Here is a 16,568-nt window from a genome sequence, read left to right on the forward strand (position 1 = left end):
GTGGATTATTGCGGCCGGATACGGGGTCAGGCAGTAACACGGCCGCATGTCCGGGCTGCAGCCATAAAAAAAGGGATAGAGAATAAGAGAACGCTCAGATCTTCAGTTTCTTGATCTCTTCCACATTTCGTGCGAGCGCCTCTATCTCCGAGTCGGTGACTTTCATCCTCGACTCCATCTGATCGAACTCCCGGAGCAGTTGCTGTATCCTGACATACATGATGTAGACTACAAAAAGGAGGACCAGGATGATGATCCCGAAGATGATCAGGAGTATGGTCTCGAATGTCATTTTTTCCCCTTGAACAATGCTTTTGCAAAACGATCGACAAATCCTTCCTTCATTTCAATCCGGGCCTCCTCGAAGGAGATCCCGGCGAGCTGGGCTGCAATTTTCTTGATGGCCATGGACGCCCCGGAGACGGGATATTTAATGACGACCGGAGTCTTGCTTGAGGCCGCCCGGCGGACATTCGGGTCTTCAGGGATCACCCCGAGCACCCGGACTCCCAGCACCTTCTCGATCTTCTGGGTCACGATGTCCGGCTTTTCAAGACCGATCCGGTTAATGACCACACCCATGACATGACCGCCCACCACTTCTGTGAGGATCTTGGTCTTGAGCGCATCCACGATCGAGGAGAGTTCGGGATTCACCACCAGGATCACGTCGTCGGCTACCGCAAGAGGAATGACTCCGTCCCTGCTAATCCCTGCGGGGGCGTCGATCAGGAGAAAATCGCAGCGGTCGACCAGGTCCTTGAGAACATCCCGCAATTTCTCCGGATCTGCCTGCTGGAAGCCCTGCAGGGAGATTCCGCTCGGGACCACCTTGACCCCCCCGGGACCTTCGTAGATGGCATCGCTGATGTTTGCTTTCCCGGCAAGCACCTCATGGAGGGTGACAGGAACATCCTCCAGGCCAATGGCCAGCCCGAGATTGGCCATTCCGATATCAGCGTCCATAATATAGGTATTTCTTCCGAAAAGCGCGAGACTGGTTCCGAGGTTCACGGTGACTGTGGTTTTTCCTGTCCCCCCCTTACCGGATGCAAAAGTGAATACCCGGACCATTTAACCCTCCATACGTTTTGATTGTCGGTGGATTTATATATAGATGTTGTCAAATTGTCTGAAAAGTTCCTATAATTCAGCTTCCAGTATCCTGACGACGTCTTTTTTGATCCCTGCCATCCATGAACGGGATATCTCTCTCTGTGCCCGGATTATTCCCACCAGCGGCGATCCGCGGTAATTGACAGAGAAAAGCGTGACTTCCTTCTCGACGGGGGCCACTCCCCGGACAAGGGCACTGCTGTAATGTGCTGCATCGGTCTCGGCATCGGAACCTCCCGAGGTCGCCACGACCAGGCCGTCGGTGGTGGCCAGGGTGATCGAACCGAGGGAGTATTTGCGCACAAGAGCCTGCAGCGCTCTGCCCATTCCCCCGCCTCCTGCCAGTACATCGATATCCGGGGGCATTTCTTCGGGAACAGGGATTGCCGCCGCGGCCGGTGCGCTTTTTTCTTTTACCGACCTTTCGCGGAGCTTTGAATAAAGGCTGGTCATCTGGCGCTGGATTCGTACCAGGACATACACCTGGTAAATCCCGAGGACGATCACCACCAGCACGAGGGCAAGCAGAACGATCATCAGATCGGATTGGGAAGGAAATGCCGTTGTTTTCACCTCTTTGACTGATTCCTATTCGTGGTTTTGATTCTCGATCAGGTGACCCAGGTTCAGTTTTTCCACCATGAGCTTGCAGTTCGTGCGGATCTTTTCGGTCATGCCGTCGAGATCCATTGCATCGAGGGCTTTTAAGTCCCGCGCGATGCTCTCGTCGTTTTCCGCATCTTCGATATCCGGGACTGGGTTTGGCGTCCATTCCTTCGGAGGCGGAGGAACGGGCGGAGGTAGGGGTACTGGTGCGGGAACCTCAGGCTCTTCACGCGAATGACCGCTCTCGATCGCCTCGACCAGTGACAGTACCTCCGACGGACCCGGCGAAGGGGTCGGCAGAATGGAGGGGCCGTTCTCATCAGCCGCAGGCTTTGTCACGGGTTCACGGTACTTCGTAGTCTGCGACGGCCTGGATGGTGTCTCCTTCTCCCCGCTTCCGGCCTTTATCGGGCGACTGCCTCCCTGAAGTTTCGACCCGGGGTTGAACTCCTGTGCAAGCGAGATCTGCGGCTCGGTCATCTCGGAGAGACTGGCATCGATGTTCCGATCGCAAAGACTCCCGATGCGCTCAAGGGCGGCATCCCCCTGATCGGATCCGAATTCGGCAAGGAGGACCTTCCCTTTGCGAAAAACGAGGTTCACGGCCGTTCTGTCGACCTCGATCGCCGCCGAGCCGGTGAAGCGCATATCCTGCAGTTCTTCCAGAAGGTTTGCCACGCCGATATCCCTCTTTATACCCTGGAATGTCCCTCTGGGGAGCTGCATACAGTATCAGGTGGCACGGATTTCATATAAGCATATGCGATTATCGCCGAAAGATTGTGAATATCGATAAAAATACGCCGTTTAAAATCCCTAAAGCGGGGGTGGGAAAGCTTAATTACTTCCGGTAAAGACAAATGGTTTATATAAGGGTGGCAGGGTAATGCTGAAACAGATTCTTGGTGAATTTTTAAAAATCGAAGGTGTTTCTGCCGCAGTAGTGGTGGGCAGAGACGGTTTTGTCATCGAAAGTGCGGTTTCGGGTAAGATGGATATCGATGCACTCGGGGCGATGGCCTCGACGGGGCTCGGGACATCCGAAGCGATGGGAAAAGAACTGGGCAAGGGAGAGCTCCGTCAGTTGCTTGTTGAACTGGACAAGGGACCGATCATCATGTCTCCTCTCTCGGCTGACGAACTCATCGCGATTGTTGCTGAAAACGAGTCCAACGTGGGCAGGATCCGGTACGAACTGAAGAAAAACAAAGAACGCCTTGTCGCAGCACTCTGATATGAAATTGCCCCAGGGACAAGTGCTGGGGTCGATTGAGGATCCTCTCCAGAAGAATTCGTTGCAGAACCTCCTCACATTTGTGGGGGTGATCGAGATCTCCATGGAAACAGGAAAGGGATATATCCTCGCCGACCGGGGGAATATTTTTGCAGCCTGTTTTAGGGACGACTCTGGAATATTTCAGGGAAAAGATGCACTCGCCCGGTTGAAAGAACAGGGTTCGATCCGGGACCGGAATCTTTTGTTTACATTGCGAGTCTATACCGACGACGAATTCGCCGAGGCAAATGAGGCATTTGTGAACGCGGGAATGCAGATCAGCCATCCACAGGAGCGGACCGCCTCGACGGTGAAAAACATCATCGACCGGGATAAACTTGCGAGACTGCTCGAACAGCCTGGGGTAATCGCGGTCTCGATTTTTTTTGAGGGTTTCGCGGTCCAGTCGATGGGAGAAGCGGATTTCGATCAGGTTGCCGCAGTGGCCGAGGATCTGCTCAGGGCAAGCAGGAAGATCGCAGACGACCTCAGGATCGGAGAACTCGACCAGGTCCTCCTGGAGACCGGGGAGAACAAATGCATCATCGCCCCCTACCAGGACCTCTACATCTGCCTGATTACCCGAAACGATGCGAATCTGGGCCTGATCCGGCTTGCGCTCAGAAATCTGACCAAAGGGGTGTGACATTATACCTGCAACCACTATACTGTACCGGGTGACCCGGAGAAGATCGGGGAGGCGGTCCTGATATGGCAGAAAAAGAGAAGGAAGGGGCACGATCGTGGCGGAAACTCTTCGGGAAAGAGAAGGCGGGCGAAGAGCCGGTCGCAGGACCGGACCAGTCGGGACCCCCGGCAAAGGACAATGCCGCGGCAGGAACATCACCGGAGGAAGTTCTTGAAACGCTGATAACGCGGCTGGGTATTTCGCTCGAACAACCGAGACCCGGGGCCCCGGCGACCCCCGGATTTTCCGTGCCCTTCCCGGTGGTTGAACAGGCTACCCCTGCAGGGGAAGGAGGAGCAGCGAAAGCCCGGGTGGTTCCGCAGGGGAAACCTGAAAGTCCCCCGGAAGAGCCGATAGAACAGTTGCTTCAGCGACTGGTGAACAAACCGGCAGAACCTGCTGCAGAGAAAGAGGCTTCCGGACCGGCGAAGTCACCGGGAGAGGGGCCGGGAGCAGAGCAGCCCGCGGCACTGCCCCGGAAACCTGCGCCCGCCCCGGTTGAGGAACCCGTGAAGAGTCCTCCACCTGCTCCGGTTGAAGTACCAAGGGAGGAACCGCCCGCGATTCCTGTAACAAAAACGGAAGGATCTCCGGAGGGGGAGCCGATTGAACAACTGCTCCAGCGACTGGTGAATAAACCCGGTGAGCTGAAGGAGGAGAAACCGGTTGAGGCGAAAAATATTCCTGAACCGGAAGAAGCGACCGTACCTGCGGCTGAAGAAGAATTGCCTGCGCGTCCCCCGGGTTCTCCCGCCCCGATGACGGTACCCGTCGCGGAGCCCGCTCCTCCGGTGTTTGAAGAAGCGGCGGAGAGCGGGGAAGCCGGTGAGATCGCCCCGCCCCAGGCCGCGGGACCGGAGTTCACTCCTGCAAAGAAGACCATCTGGTCCGAGGGGAATGCGGGGGAGGCAGAAGGAGGCGTAATCTCCATCGACCAGATCGATGACCTCTCCGGGCTGATCCTTCCACGCGGAGCTTCATTCGAGATCGATGAACTGAAGATCCGGAACCAGTCGGGCATATTCTCTCCCAAAGGGACGGAGGGAATTCCGTTCCAGAGTGAGGAGCTCCGGAAGAGCGACATATCCCAGTCCGGCATGCGGACGATAGCCCAGGAGGCCGCCGGAGTGGAGGCGGAGGGTGAGAAAAAGAGCGCGTTCAGCAAACTGAACATACTCAGCGTGATCCGCCATGAAGTCGTGGAGTACAACCCCCGGATCCACGGCCCGATGGTCAACCTGAAATGGCGGCCAAAACCGGGAATGGAGGAGATCGAGATGTATCCCGTCAATGAACCCTATGCATATGTCCGGATCATCTACGACCACGCCACCCACGAGTATACCTACGAGGTCCTCGAGCCCGAACTCTCCCCGGCAGAGATAGACCTTTTCAGGGAGATCAAGGAACGCATATTCGAACGGCTCGATATCAATACCACCGATGTAATCGCGGATTTCGCCAAAAAAACCCTCCGCTCCGCAACCGACGATATCATCGCCGACTTCGGGATCAAGCTGACCCCCCTCGAACGGGAGAAGATCCTCTACCAGATGTACAAGGAATTCCTCGGAAACGGCAAGATCGATCCCATCATGCACGACCGGTACATCGAGGATATCTCCTGCGACGGGGTGAACACCCACCTCTTCGTGTACCATTCCCGATACGAGTCGATGAGGACCAATCTCGAGTACAAGAGCGCCGAGGAACTGGACTCGTTCGTGACCAAGCTCGCCCAGAAATCAGGGAAGTACATCTCGATCGCAGAACCCATGCTCGATGCCACCATGAGCGACGGCTCGAGGATCCAGATGACCCTCGGCCACGAGGTGACCGCCCATGGATCGACCTTCACCATTCGTAAATTCAGGGACGAGCCTATCAGCCCCACGGACCTTATCGAATGGTCGACTTTCTCCCCGCTCTCGATCGCATTCCTGTGGCTTGCGGTCGAGAGCGGCAAGTCCGCCATCTTTGCCGGCGGGACCGCGTCGGGAAAGACCACCTCGCTCAACGCCATCTCCCTGTTCATTCCCCCTCTCGCGAAGATCGTCACCCTCGAGGACACCCGGGAATTAAAGCTCCCCCATCCCAACTGGATCCCCTCGGTCACCAGGGCTTCGTTCGATACGGCGGGGAAGGGCGAGATCGACATGTACGAGCTCCTCCGGGCGGCACTCAGGCAGCGTCCGGAATATATCATCGTGGGTGAAGTGAGAGGCCGGGAGGCCCTTACCCTCTTCCAGGCGATGAGCACCGGGCACGTGACGTATTCCACCATGCACGCAGATTCGGTGGCGAGTATCGTGCACAGGCTGGAGAACCCGCCCTTAAACGTCCCCCGGAACATGCTCTCGGCGCTGGACATTGTCTGTGTCCAGGTCCAGGCCAGGGTGGGCGGACAGCGGATCAGGAGGAATAAGCAGTTGATCGAGATCCTCGATCTTGACCCGAGGACCAATGAACTGATCACCAACGAGGTCTTCAAGTGGCATCCTTCCACCGACGAGATCACCTACTCCGGCAAATCCTTCATTCTGGAAGAGATCATGGAGGAGCGGGGGTGGGACGAGAGCAGGATGAGAGAAGAACTGAAGATGCGGCAGGAAGTCCTGGAATGGATGCGTATCAAGAAGATCAGGAACTACCAGGACGTCTCGAATATCCTGATCCAGTACCACCGTGAACCGGCCTCGGTGATGGAACGAGTGCGGGCTGACCTCTATGAATAGTTTCGAACGCTTCTGTTTCCGCCTCCTGGGAGACTGGGTGGGGAAACGGAGGGATAAATACGCCGAGCTGCGAAAGGACCTCGTATCCGCCAGGATGAAGGTACCGTTCGAGGTCTACCTCTCTACGGCGTTTTTCAGTTCGTTCCTGGCGGGGATCATCGGAGCGGTGGTGCTGGGATTCATCACCTACGCCTTCAACCTCCCCCAGATGATCATCTACCGGGGAGCGGTCCCCCAGTTCGTGTTCGTGCTCTCCCAGTACAGCCAGATCATCGGCACCATCCTCGCGGTAATCGTCTCTTTCGCGGTAATCGCCGGAGTAACCTATCTTGTATTCCTTGTATATCCCAACATCGTGGCAGGAACCCGGAAGAGGAACATCGACGCCACGCTCCCTTATGCCATCAACTACATCACGGCGATGTCAACGGCCGGTATCCCTCCGGCGGAGGTATTCCGGCAACTTGGGAGCAGTACCATTTACGGTGAGAGCGCCACGGAGGCCCGGTTCATCGCCATGGAGATAGACCTCTTCGGCAAGGACCTCATCGATGCCATCCGGCTCATATCCGCCACCACCCCGAGTCTCCGGATGAAAGAGTTCCTCCAGGGGGCGATGGGGGCGATTTCCAGCGGGAGCGACCTCACCGAGTATTTCAGGACCAAGGCCGAGCAGTATTCGCTCGAGAACCGGCAGACGCAGAAGGTGTTCCTCGACACCCTGGGACTTATCGCGGAATCCTATGTCACCGCGATGGTGGCGGGGCCCCTTTTCCTGATCATCCTCCAGTCGATCATGTCCATCCTCTCTCACCAGACGCAGCCGTTCTTCCTCTACATCATCATCTACATGATGATCCCGTTCGGGAGCATCATGTTCGTCATCCTGATCAGTTCAATGACTCCGGAGCAGTGACATGGCACTCAAGGATTTATTCGGGGGTAAGAAAGGGGGCAAGGAGAAGGACTCCTTTGAAGTCAGCCCCAAAGTGACCGCAGGCAGTCCCGGCGGAAAACCGGGAAGCAGTCCCGGCACACCTCCTGCAAAGAGCGCTGCCACTGCACCCGGCGGCCCGTGGGCGAAGCAGCCCGAGCCCGAGAAGACCGGCTTTTTTGCAAAGCTGTTCCCGGGGAAGAAAGAAGCCGAGGTGATCCGGGGTTCGAAAGAAGAACAAGAATACGAGAAGAGGGAGAAAGAGATCGAGAAGAAGCTCGAGCACGGCCGCAAAGCCCGGCAGGGGTTCGAGCGAGTCATCCGCCACCCTCTCAAGGCGGTACTCGAGAAACCGATCAATATCCTGATTGTCACGGTCCCCCTAGCGATGATCGTCTTCGTCTTCGGGACGGCGCTGCTCATCCGGGACTACGGGGTATCGATCCTGTTCTATGCCACCACGGTGGACGACGTAGCGATCATATCGCTCCTCATCGTGATGGTCCCCCTCGCGATCCTGGACTTCCGGGAGAGCCAGCGGGTCAAGCATATCGAGGATGCGCTGCCCAATTTCTTCCGGGACCTTGCCGGGATGAACGATTCCGGTATGACGCTCCCGAACGCGGTCCACCTCGTGGCCCAGAGCGAGTACAGCACGCTCACCCCCTTCATCAGGAAGATGGACGACGAGATGTCCTGGAACACGACGTTCATCGATGCGATCAACCGCTTCAGGGCCCGGCTCGGCACGCCTCTCACCGACCGGAGCATCGACCTGATCGCGAAGGCAAGCAAGGCAGGAGGGGATGTGAGCGAGGTGCTCCGTGCTGCGGCGAACGACGCGTACTCGTTCATCCAGCTCCGGAACGAACGGAGGAACAACATGCTGATCTACGTGATCATCGTGCTGATCTCCTTCATGGTCTTCGTGTTCGTCATCCTTATCCTGGTGAGCACCTTCCTTACTACCATGGCCAGTGCGGGAAGTGCCGCCTCGAGTGCCGGCGCAGGAGCGGCGTCGTTCGCCGGCACGGTCGACCTCTTCTTCTATACCCGGCTCTTCTCGCATGCCGCGATGATCCAGGCGGTCTTCTCCGGGCTCGTGGCAGGACAGATGGGTGAAGGGAGAGCAGTTGCCGGCCTGAAATACTCGGCGATCATGCTGGTAATTTCGTGGGTCATGTTCCGGTTCTTCGTGTGAGTGGGCTTGCCTCACCCGGTATTTTTTTTGATCCACCTGCACATGAAGCTCCAGTAATGTGTTCCCGCCCGTCACGGGGACTCGACAGGGCAGGCCGGCAATTGGTGATGCCTGACTTTTGGATCCCTGGTCTCCGGGATACCTCTTTTAAAGGACCAGGGAACCTGTGCGTAAAAATGAAGAGAGCCTTATTTCTCATGTGGTTTTGTTCTTAGAAACCTACGGACTGACCAGATCCTTTAAAAAAAAAGGTTATCGCTCAATGCCCGGTATTACCTCGAAACCGACCGGGAAAAATCCCTATTACTTCCCGTTTACCCAGTCCCTCATCCGGCGGATGATATCTGCGATCATCTGCCGGAACTCGTCCCCAATCTCGTTCCACGTGGGACTTCCGGAGCATGGACCGGATCCCGGCGATCTGCTCCGGTATTCCGGCGTTTCACCCCGGAGTTCTGCGGCAATCGACACATATCCCGCGATCAGGACGACGAGGGGTACGAGCGGATACAGGATGAGTTCGAGAAGGTCCAACGCCGGGGAGAGCCCGAAGCCGTAGTAAGACTCAAGGAATGCGAAGATGTTGAAGATGAACGTCACCAGGAAGACGCTTCCCACGGCCTTGATGATCGGGAACGGAAGGTCGAACGGGTACCGGAACGCCTCGAAGATGTCGCCGATCATGAACAGTAGGGAAAAAAAGACGATGAGTGCGGCATTCGCATAGAGGAAGTCCACGAACGCGGAGAAGAACGGCCAGGCCGCGTGCTCTGCGATGAACCTGAACAGCACGAGCACGAGCAGGAATATGACGATCCCGATCACGCCCGAGACCAGGGCGCGAACCGGAGAACGACAGCGGTAATGTCTCATGATATCCTTTTGTTCGTGGTGGAGAATATCCTCAGATTATCCCCATATCCGTGAGCCGGGCGGGGAGGTATTCTTTCGTCACGAAATCGAGTCCCTTGGCGGCGAAGGCCTGCTGTTCCGATTTCAGGTTCAGGGAGAGCTGGAGCTGGATCTGCTCTTTCCAGTAATCTGTCGCGAACCGGGGATCGGTGAGCTCCGCCTGTAAGGCGGCGACGTCCCGCTCGGTGAGCTTGTCGGAAGGGAGGTTGTAGTCCCGGATATCGCTTGGCTGAACCCCGATGAACTGCGCCTTCGGGGTCGCGAGCAGTTCGGACATGTGGGCGCTCTTGATGGCCCCGTAAGCGACGCTCGCATAAATCCGGTAGGACCAGGGGTCGCCGTCGGTGAAGACCACGACCGGGATCCCGAACTTCTCGTTCAGCTTGTTCAGGCAGCGCCGGGTGGAACGGGCAGGCTGGCCCTTGAGGTGGACCAGGATGGCGTTATGGTCCGCGTCGAAGCCGTTCTCGATCAGACGGGCGTACATACCGCCGGTCTCAATGGCGATGATGAACTTCGCATCGTGGTCAAGAAAATCCACGCTCTCCACGTTGTTCGGGATCTGGTATCCTGCCTCGCCCACGTCGTCCTGGCAGTGGATCTCACGGTCGCCGCGCCTGGTCAGCTCTTTTAGCCGGAGCGGCCCGAATATGGTGGCCCCGTCCTCCTCCGGACGGAGATGGAACGCCTCCCGCTGGAGGTCGGTCAGGATCTCCAGGTCCTCGATTAAGAAGTTGCTCTCGTCCTGGGCCCCGAACTTGGCCTTTTTCCAGCCTTCCGAGATATAATACAATTCTCTCAGTGTCGACGAACGGTTTTCGAGGATCTGCTTCTTCAAAAACCATATCACATACGCCATCTTCAGGAGATGGAGCGCACTTTTTGCGTTTCCCGCGGAACGGACGCTCTCACGGTCTCCGTACTTCCATACCTCGCTCTCGTCGTCGTACTCGATATTCCGTTTCGTCCTGGTGGGCAGCGAGATCGAGGGCACTTCCCCGCCGGTCATCTGGTCGTACCACCGGCAGGCAATCTCGATCAGTTTCCTCTTCGCAGTGTTATCCATCTCTTCCTTAGACATCGAGATCCACCGTCACTACGTATTTCTGGTCGATTCCGCGGATATCCAGGCTCCCCCCGCCTGACCCGGAGTACTCAACTCTCCATACCGAACCCGGCTCTATCGGGACCTGCCAGACCTTGGTGAACTCCTGTTCCATCTGCGTTGAAAAGTCGGGTTTTACGGTAGCGTCCTCTGCGGTGTCGGCAGAGGTGTCGTAGAGAGTGACCGCGCCTTTCTGGTCGGTGTAGTTCCTCACTTCGATGACCACCTTCCCGTCGCGGGTCTCCCGCCGGGTCACCAGTTTCCGCATGATCTTGCCTTCGATGGGGGAGATATCGGGAGGCGGCAGTTCCACGATCTCCGCTACTTTCGCAGCGATCTCGGGGATGATCGCACACACCGCCCTGGCCCGGTCTTCCTGGAGGCGGCTCTTGTCGCGCCGGGAAAGATAGGTCTTGAGCTCCCGTCCCAGGTCCTGCAGGGCAAGGGTGACCTCCCGTTCGATCTCCGGGATGGATGCCACGGCATCCTTGCTCTCGCTGGTGAAGGGGACATTGGTGGAGGCGATATGGACCAGGATCAGGAGGGGCCCGATAGGAAGGCCGCTCTGGGAGATCCCATAGGTCTTCCAGTTTATCCCCGCGATACACCCGGTGATGGCGCATGCGCCCTGCTGGTAGACCAGCGGGACCCGGTTTGCAAACCGGAGGATCTGGGCGTTTCCCTCCGGGGGAAGTTTCCCCCCGTACCCAATCGCAGCCTCCACCATGAACGGGTTGCCCGCGTACACCGAACTCGGCCTTGTCCTGGCGCTCACGAAGTCCATCTGGATCTCTTTCTCCAGTCCCTGGACGATCAGCGTTTCGCCTATCGGTGAGAGGCACTGCGTGGTCGGCGGAGCGGGGACCCTGACCTGCTGCATCGCATCGATCAGGCTCTTCTGCTGTCCCGGCGTAAGTGTCCTGGCCTTCATATCACCCTGGAGGCCGGCGAGCCGGCACATCTCCCGGGCGGTCTTGGTCCCCACCCGGGCGAAGCCGTTGACCAGGAAGTCTTCCAGCGTGTCATCCGAGTAGGCGAGCATCCGTTTCAGGTTCCCGATCTCTATTCCGTGGGGATGGGGCTGTATCGGTTCGGGGCAGGCGATTACCTCGTCGCTCACCCGCTCGAAGAGGAACGCCTCGTCATCCATCTCCACCCGGATCCGGGCATGGGGGTTGACGATTGAGGTATATTTCAGGTAATCGAGGAGCCTCTTCTTTGCGGCGAGCGTGCTCCGGAACTCGATCTGCACCCGGGTCCCGTGGGTGCGGTCCCACTCCGTCTCCTCCCGGCGGATGATCTCCGGTTCGTTCGACTCGATATCGATCTGGATCTCGAACCTCCAGGCGGGTGATCCCGCCCCCGTCCGGGAGATCACCGTTGTGGGCACCCCGGTGGTGAGCTGTGCATAGAGCACCGCCGCACTGATCCCGATCCCCTGCTGCCCGCGGCTTTGCTTGATCTGGTGAAACCTCGACCCGTAGAGCAGTTTACCGAACACGTAGGGGATCTGGTCGGGGACGATCCCCGGCCCGTTATCCTCGACGATAATCCGATAGACCTCCCCGGACACTTTCTTGATCCCGATGTAAATGTCGGGAAGGACCATGGCCTCCTCGCAGGCATCCAGGGAATTGTCCACCGCCTCCTTGACGGTGGTGATGATCCCCCGGACCGGGGAGTCGAAGCCGAGCAGGTGCTTGTTCTTCTCGAAAAACTCTGCGACGCTTATGCTCCGTTGTTTCTTGGCCAGTTCATCGGCCAGTGACACCGGTTTCCACCTCCCTGACCGCTGTTTCCAGCGGGACCGTCTTCTGCTCGCCGGAGGCAAGGTTCTTCAGGGTGACCATCTTCTGTTCCGCCTCCTTCTCCCCGATAATGAGGGCGAAGTCTGCATGACGGGCGATATTTGAAAGCTGGGCCCCTATTCCCTTCCCCGAGAGGTCGAGTTCCGTCCTGATCCCCGCGTCGCGGAACCTTGCCGCCACCCGGATGGCATAGTCCCGGCCTTCCGCCGTATGGGCAACACCCGCCACGGTATGGCGCGGGCCGGGGATCTCGCCCAGCGCGACCATCACCCTGTCGAACCCTATTGCGAACCCGCAGGAGGGGGTGTCTTCACCTCCGAAGAGGTGGGCGAGCCGGTAGGCCCCCCCGCCGAGAATCTGGTTCTCGGCTCCGAGGTTCTCCGCGAACGCCTCGAAGACCGTCCCGGTATAGTAATCCAGTCCCCGGGCTATCCCCGCATTGAGGGTGTAACTGACCCCCGCCGCGTCGAGCATGGAGAACACCTCACCTATCTTCCGGGCATCGGGGATGGGTCCGGTGACTTCCAGTGCCTCCTCAAGGGAACGCGCCTCTATCAGCGCGACCAGGGACTCCTCCAGGTCACGCATACCAAGGCCGTCCAGGTACTCCGCAAGCCCGGTCCGGTCCTTCTTGTCAAGGTACATCCTGATCCTGCGCTGTTCATCCGGGACCAGGTGTGCCACGAGGGACCGCATCAGGGAGAGGTGGCCCACCTGCAGATCGAACTTCACCCCGGTCGCGTTCAGCAGGTCCGACCCGAGCATGACCGCCTCGGCCTCGGCGGTCGCGGAGTCGGCCCCGATCAGTTCCGCACCGAACTGCCAGAACTGGCGGTATCTCCCCTTCTGGGGACGCTCATACCGGAAGCAGTCCGCAAAATAGAACCACCTTAGCGGCTTTTTGAGTGTTTTCCCCTCGTTGACGTACATGCGAAGGACCGGGGCGGTGAGTTCGGGACGGAGTGCAAGCGACCTTCCTCCCTTGTCTTCGAACACGTACATCTCCTGGATGATCCCTTCACCGGAACGCAGGGTGAAGAGCTCGAGCTCCTCGAACTCGGGGGTGCAGACCTCACGGTAGCCCCAGCGGCGGGCGGCCTCGCGCAACCGGGCTTCCACCATTCTCCTCCGCTCCATTTCGTCCGGTAAAAAGTCCCGGGTGCCTCTCGGTTTTTGCAGCATATCTTGTGTAGCTCCTATTTTGCCGGTTTCCTGTTCTGTACCCGGACACTGCCGAGAAACCGTTCCAGGGTCGTCTCGCCGGTCCAGACATTCGGCTTTTTGATTCTCCCCTGGAGGTACAGCGCGGCGAGGATGATCCCCAGACCCAGCAGTTCTAGCGTGGAATACAGGGTTACCATGACCCCGAGCAGGGCTATCGCCCCGTACACGACCCCCCGGTAGGCCGCCGTCCGGTATTCGGCAAGTCCTGTCCGGAAGAAGATCCGTGCGTCCCGTAGCCACAGGAAAAAGACCACCGCCGCCCCGAATCCTGCGACATAAATCAGATAACTCATAATTCTGCACCTATTATTAACACGCCAACCCATATCTTTATTATCACGTTATGCAAGGGAATCACATGCTTCGGGAGATGCTCATCCGCTTCCGGGACGGCGATATCACGCTCGAGGACGCGATGAAAGAGATCGAGGGGCTCCGCATAGAGACCATCGGGGACTTTGCCCGTATCGACCTCGGGAGGGCGATGCGGTGCGGCATGCCCGAGGTGGTCCTCGCCGAGGGGAAGGAACCCGGGCATCTCCGGGAGATCGTATCCGGGATCGTGGCCGCACGGGGGATCTGCATCGTATCCCGGCTCGCCGGTTCCGAAGCCGGCACCCTTGCACATTTTGCGGAGGAACAGGGATACCAGGTCAGGCATAACGAGCGGGCGCGGATGATGGTTATCTCGACCGGGGAACGGATCCCTCCGACCGGTGGCGTGGTGGCGGTGATCACCGCGGGAACCTCGGACATCGCGGTCGCGGAAGAGGCCCGCGTGATCGCCGAGGAGATGGGGTGCAGGGTCTGCACCGCATACGACGTCGGAGCGGCGGGGATTCACCGTCTCTTCCCTGCGCTTCGCGAGTGCCTCGAGGCCCACGCATTCGTGGTGGCGGCGGGGAGGGAAGGCACCCTGCCGGCGGTGGTTGCCGGGCTGGTGGGAAGGCCGGTGATAGGAGTCCCGGTGAGCACCGGGTATGGCTACATGGGGAAAGGGCGCGCCGCGCTCGCGAGCATGCTCCAGTCCTGTTCGGTACTCACCGTGGTCAATATCGACGCCGGGTTCACGGCGGGAGCCTCGGCGGCGCTTATCGCGAACATGGTGGTGGAGAGCAGGTGACAAGAGCATTTTATATCGGGCGTTTCCAGCCTTATCATAACGGGCACCAGTATGTGCTCGAACAGATCGCCGAACACTGCAACGAGATAGTAATCGGGGTAGGGAGCGCCCAGCTTTCGCACGAGCCGACGAACCCGTTCACCGCCGGAGAGCGGGTGCTGATGATCACCCGTTCCCTGGAGCGGCAGAAGGCACGGTTTTACGTCATCCCCATCGAGGATATCAAGAGGAATGCGCTCTGGGCGGCCCACGTCCGTTCCATGACACCTCCGTTCGACCTCGTATACTCTTCAAATCCCCTGGTAGTGCGGCTGTTCTCCGAGGAAGGCACCAGTGTCCGGTCTCCGGCAATGTACGAACGGCACACCCACAGCGGGACCGAGATCCGGAGAAGGATGTTGAAGGATGAGAACTGGCACGATCTGGTGCCGGACGCAGTGGTGCAGGTGATCCGGGAGATCGACGGGGTGGAACGGCTCCGCCAGATCTCCCGGAATGACTGCGAGGTCGATTCATAACCGGGAAACGAGGTAACTATGCCCCCCCTGAACCTGTTCAAAGGAATTTTTGGCAAAAAAGAGACGCCCCGCAAGGAGCTGCACCCCGGGGAGGTCCCGGCCCTGCTCGCGGGGATCGAGAAAGAGGCGACGGATGAATTCCGGAACGCGATGCAGGAGCCGATGCGGGAGGTCCTTGCCGCCCGGGAGGAACTCGGGGAACTGATGGACCACCTCCATTCGGTGGAAAGGGACAAGGCATTTCACCCGAAACTGGAGAAAATCGCGGTAAACTCTCTCCCGCTCTTCGAAAAAGCGATAAGTTCATCGCTCTCGCGGCCGCTCCCCGAAGATCCGGAGGAGTTCTATGACGCCTCCGCCGAGAGCCTGAAGGGAATGGTCAAGGCCCTGACCGGCCCCGGCAGGTACCTCACCGGCGTGCTTCCGGAGGAGATGAAAGCGGTAAAAGGCGCGGTGAACCGGGTCGGACGGGCGATGAACTCCATGAATCCCCTCATCACGGGATACCGGGCAAAAAAGGAGACTGTCCAAAGACTTTTATCCATCACCGAGGAGTACCGGTCCGCCACGGAGGGCATCGCCGGGATCGACCGCCAGATCCCGCGTATGGAGGAGGAGATCCGTCGTACGGAGGATGCGATGGACGGAAAGGGAGGACAAGAGCCGGAGACGAGCAGCGCGGAGGAGGACTCTCTCGCCCGCCTGAAGGAAGATCGTGCGGATGTCGAGACTGCGTTGAATGAAAAAGAACGGGAACTGCGCTCACTCTTCGCGGTGGTGATACATGTCCTCCGGAAAGGAGAGAAGATCGCCCACCGGAACAACGACACGCTTGCCCGGGAGATCCATGAGGTCATCCGTCTCCTCGAAGGAAAGTCCCTCCCCTCCTACCAGGAGGTTTCTGCCCCCCTCTCCCATGTGGTCGGTCTTGTGGCGAGTATGGTCGAATCCGGGGAGATCACCCTTAAAAACAAGGAGGAGAAGGAACTGTTCTCCCGTCCCGGGCAGATCACCGCCCGGGTAGAGGAACTGCTCTCGGATATATCCACGCTTTCGGCGCAATACGGTGAGATCGATACACAGATCGGGGTTCATCCCTCGACCCGCCGGAACATCGCCCGCGAGGAGGAATCGCAGAGTCTCCAGGAGCAGCATGAAACGCTCGTAAACGAGAAGAACACGCTGGCCGGGGAGAGAAAAAATCTCGTGGAACGATCCGTAACGCTCCGCGATTCGCTTGGGTCCGGTCTCGAAGAACTGCTTGGGATACCCGTGACTATCACGGGGTAATCCCCGTTGTGTCTTCTGATGAACATTTTTTG

General features: G+C 58.4%; 17 protein-coding genes. 8 read left to right on the forward strand and 9 right to left on the reverse strand.

Annotated elements, in window-relative coordinates:
- Nucleotides 1–94: 94 nt before the first annotated feature.
- From J2741_RS09700 to J2741_RS09715, 4 genes are all read right to left on the reverse strand, one after another.
- The gene (locus tag J2741_RS09700) at nt 95–292 is read right to left on the reverse strand and encodes a hypothetical protein (protein ID WP_209675061.1); all 198 of its coding nucleotides are present in this window, start codon (nt 290–292) and stop codon (nt 95–97) included.
- Nucleotides 289–1,074 (reverse strand): cell division ATPase MinD, encoded by a 786-nt coding sequence (minD, locus tag J2741_RS09705; protein ID WP_209675062.1) that lies wholly within the window; start codon nt 1,072–1,074, stop codon nt 289–291. Before minD ends, J2741_RS09700 begins: the two co-directional genes overlap by 4 nt.
- 69 nt (nt 1,075–1,143) lie before the next feature.
- Nucleotides 1,144–1,653, reverse strand: a complete 510-nt coding sequence (locus tag J2741_RS09710) for a hypothetical protein (RefSeq protein ID WP_209675063.1) — start codon at nt 1,651–1,653, stop codon at nt 1,144–1,146.
- Nucleotides 1,654–1,704: 51 nt separating this feature from the next.
- Nucleotides 1,705–2,448, reverse strand: a complete 744-nt coding sequence (locus tag J2741_RS09715; RefSeq protein WP_209675064.1) for a hypothetical protein — start codon at nt 2,446–2,448, stop codon at nt 1,705–1,707.
- Between the two features lie 160 nt (nt 2,449–2,608).
- Between J2741_RS09715 and J2741_RS09720 the strand changes: the two genes are divergently transcribed.
- The 5 genes from J2741_RS09720 (at nt 2,609) to J2741_RS09740 (ending at nt 8,556) form a co-directional block, all read left to right on the forward strand.
- On the forward strand, nt 2,609–2,956 hold the full coding sequence (locus J2741_RS09720) for a roadblock/LC7 domain-containing protein (protein WP_209675065.1): 348 nt from the start codon (nt 2,609–2,611) through the stop codon (nt 2,954–2,956).
- 1 nt (nt 2,957) lies between these two features.
- Nucleotides 2,958–3,644 carry a roadblock/LC7 domain-containing protein gene (locus J2741_RS09725; protein ID WP_209675066.1) on the forward strand — a complete coding sequence of 229 codons (687 nt, stop codon included), beginning with the start codon at nt 2,958–2,960 and terminating at the stop codon, nt 3,642–3,644.
- 65 nt (nt 3,645–3,709) lie between these two features.
- Nucleotides 3,710–6,421, forward strand: a complete 2,712-nt coding sequence (locus tag J2741_RS09730) for an ATPase, T2SS/T4P/T4SS family (RefSeq protein WP_209675067.1) — start codon at nt 3,710–3,712, stop codon at nt 6,419–6,421.
- The gene (locus J2741_RS09735) at nt 6,414–7,337 is read left to right on the forward strand and encodes a type II secretion system F family protein (protein WP_209675068.1); all 924 of its coding nucleotides are present in this window, start codon (nt 6,414–6,416) and stop codon (nt 7,335–7,337) included. Before J2741_RS09730 ends, J2741_RS09735 begins: the two co-directional genes overlap by 8 nt.
- A 1-nt stretch (nt 7,338) precedes the next feature.
- Entirely contained in the window at nt 7,339–8,556 is a 1,218-nt protein-coding gene (locus J2741_RS09740) for a type II secretion system F family protein (protein WP_209675069.1), read from the forward strand.
- Between the two features lie 303 nt (nt 8,557–8,859).
- Here the strand turns inward: J2741_RS09740 and J2741_RS09745 are convergent, their stop codons facing one another.
- Genes J2741_RS09745 through J2741_RS09765 form a run of 5 tightly spaced genes read right to left on the reverse strand, consistent with a single transcriptional unit; the run spans nt 8,860 to nt 13,898 of the window.
- Entirely contained in the window at nt 8,860–9,429 is a 570-nt protein-coding gene (locus J2741_RS09745; RefSeq protein ID WP_209675070.1) for a hypothetical protein, read from the reverse strand.
- A 31-nt stretch (nt 9,430–9,460) separates the two neighbouring features.
- A complete protein-coding gene (locus J2741_RS09750) occupies nt 9,461–10,549 on the reverse strand; it encodes a DNA topoisomerase IV subunit A (RefSeq protein WP_209675071.1) in 1,089 nt (362 codons plus the stop codon).
- Nucleotides 10,542–12,344 carry a DNA topoisomerase VI subunit B gene (locus tag J2741_RS09755; protein WP_209675072.1) on the reverse strand — a complete coding sequence of 601 codons (1,803 nt, stop codon included), beginning with the start codon at nt 12,342–12,344 and terminating at the stop codon, nt 10,542–10,544. Before J2741_RS09755 ends, J2741_RS09750 begins: the two co-directional genes overlap by 8 nt.
- The gene (gene hisS / locus J2741_RS09760; protein WP_209675073.1) at nt 12,328–13,563 is read right to left on the reverse strand and encodes a histidine--tRNA ligase; all 1,236 of its coding nucleotides are present in this window, start codon (nt 13,561–13,563) and stop codon (nt 12,328–12,330) included. Before hisS ends, J2741_RS09755 begins: the two co-directional genes overlap by 17 nt.
- A gap of 14 nt (nt 13,564–13,577) precedes the next feature.
- Nucleotides 13,578–13,898, reverse strand: a complete 321-nt coding sequence (locus J2741_RS09765; protein WP_209675074.1) for an ABC transporter permease — start codon at nt 13,896–13,898, stop codon at nt 13,578–13,580.
- Between the two features lie 50 nt (nt 13,899–13,948).
- Between J2741_RS09765 and larB the strand changes: the two genes are divergently transcribed.
- The 3 genes from larB to J2741_RS09780 are packed head-to-tail and all read left to right on the forward strand — an operon-like array spanning nt 13,949 to nt 16,536.
- Complete coding sequence (larB, locus tag J2741_RS09770; RefSeq protein ID WP_209675075.1) at nt 13,949–14,728, forward strand: nickel pincer cofactor biosynthesis protein LarB; 780 nt, start codon at nt 13,949–13,951, stop codon at nt 14,726–14,728.
- The gene (locus J2741_RS09775) at nt 14,725–15,246 is read left to right on the forward strand and encodes a nicotinamide-nucleotide adenylyltransferase (protein WP_209675076.1); all 522 of its coding nucleotides are present in this window, start codon (nt 14,725–14,727) and stop codon (nt 15,244–15,246) included. Before larB ends, J2741_RS09775 begins: the two co-directional genes overlap by 4 nt.
- Before the next feature lie 18 nt (nt 15,247–15,264).
- Nucleotides 15,265–16,536 (forward strand): hypothetical protein, encoded by a 1,272-nt coding sequence (locus tag J2741_RS09780; protein WP_209675077.1) that lies wholly within the window; start codon nt 15,265–15,267, stop codon nt 16,534–16,536.
- The last annotated feature ends 32 nt before the right edge of the window (nt 16,537–16,568 follow it).

Source organism: Methanolinea mesophila, from assembly GCF_017873855.1.
GTDB classification, from domain to species: Archaea; Halobacteriota; Methanomicrobia; order Methanomicrobiales; family Methanospirillaceae; genus Methanolinea_B; species Methanolinea_B mesophila.

What these genes read in the sequence shown, in the direction of transcription:
- J2741_RS09715 (WP_209675064.1), bottom strand. Translation starts at nt 2,448, where the DNA reads ATGCAGCTCCCCAGAGGGACATTCCAGGGTATAAAGAGGGATATCGGC.
- J2741_RS09725 (WP_209675066.1), top strand. Translation starts at nt 2,958, where the DNA reads ATGAAATTGCCCCAGGGACAAGTGCTGGGGTCGATTGAGGATCCTCTC.
- J2741_RS09700 (WP_209675061.1), bottom strand. Translation starts at nt 292, where the DNA reads ATGACATTCGAGACCATACTCCTGATCATCTTCGGGATCATCATCCTG.
- J2741_RS09750 (WP_209675071.1), bottom strand. Translation starts at nt 10,549, where the DNA reads ATGTCTAAGGAAGAGATGGATAACACTGCGAAGAGGAAACTGATCGAG.
- J2741_RS09735 (WP_209675068.1), top strand. Translation starts at nt 6,414, where the DNA reads ATGAATAGTTTCGAACGCTTCTGTTTCCGCCTCCTGGGAGACTGGGTG.
- J2741_RS09765 (WP_209675074.1), bottom strand. Translation starts at nt 13,898, where the DNA reads ATGAGTTATCTGATTTATGTCGCAGGATTCGGGGCGGCGGTGGTCTTT.
- minD (WP_209675062.1), bottom strand. Translation starts at nt 1,074, where the DNA reads ATGGTCCGGGTATTCACTTTTGCATCCGGTAAGGGGGGGACAGGAAAA.
- J2741_RS09720 (WP_209675065.1), top strand. Translation starts at nt 2,609, where the DNA reads ATGCTGAAACAGATTCTTGGTGAATTTTTAAAAATCGAAGGTGTTTCT.
- J2741_RS09740 (WP_209675069.1), top strand. Translation starts at nt 7,339, where the DNA reads ATGGCACTCAAGGATTTATTCGGGGGTAAGAAAGGGGGCAAGGAGAAG.
- J2741_RS09710 (WP_209675063.1), bottom strand. Translation starts at nt 1,653, where the DNA reads ATGATCGTTCTGCTTGCCCTCGTGCTGGTGGTGATCGTCCTCGGGATT.
- J2741_RS09745 (WP_209675070.1), bottom strand. Translation starts at nt 9,429, where the DNA reads ATGAGACATTACCGCTGTCGTTCTCCGGTTCGCGCCCTGGTCTCGGGC.
- J2741_RS09780 (WP_209675077.1), top strand. Translation starts at nt 15,265, where the DNA reads ATGCCCCCCCTGAACCTGTTCAAAGGAATTTTTGGCAAAAAAGAGACG.
- larB (WP_209675075.1), top strand. Translation starts at nt 13,949, where the DNA reads ATGCAAGGGAATCACATGCTTCGGGAGATGCTCATCCGCTTCCGGGAC.
- J2741_RS09730 (WP_209675067.1), top strand. Translation starts at nt 3,710, where the DNA reads ATGGCAGAAAAAGAGAAGGAAGGGGCACGATCGTGGCGGAAACTCTTC.
- hisS (WP_209675073.1), bottom strand. Translation starts at nt 13,563, where the DNA reads ATGCTGCAAAAACCGAGAGGCACCCGGGACTTTTTACCGGACGAAATG.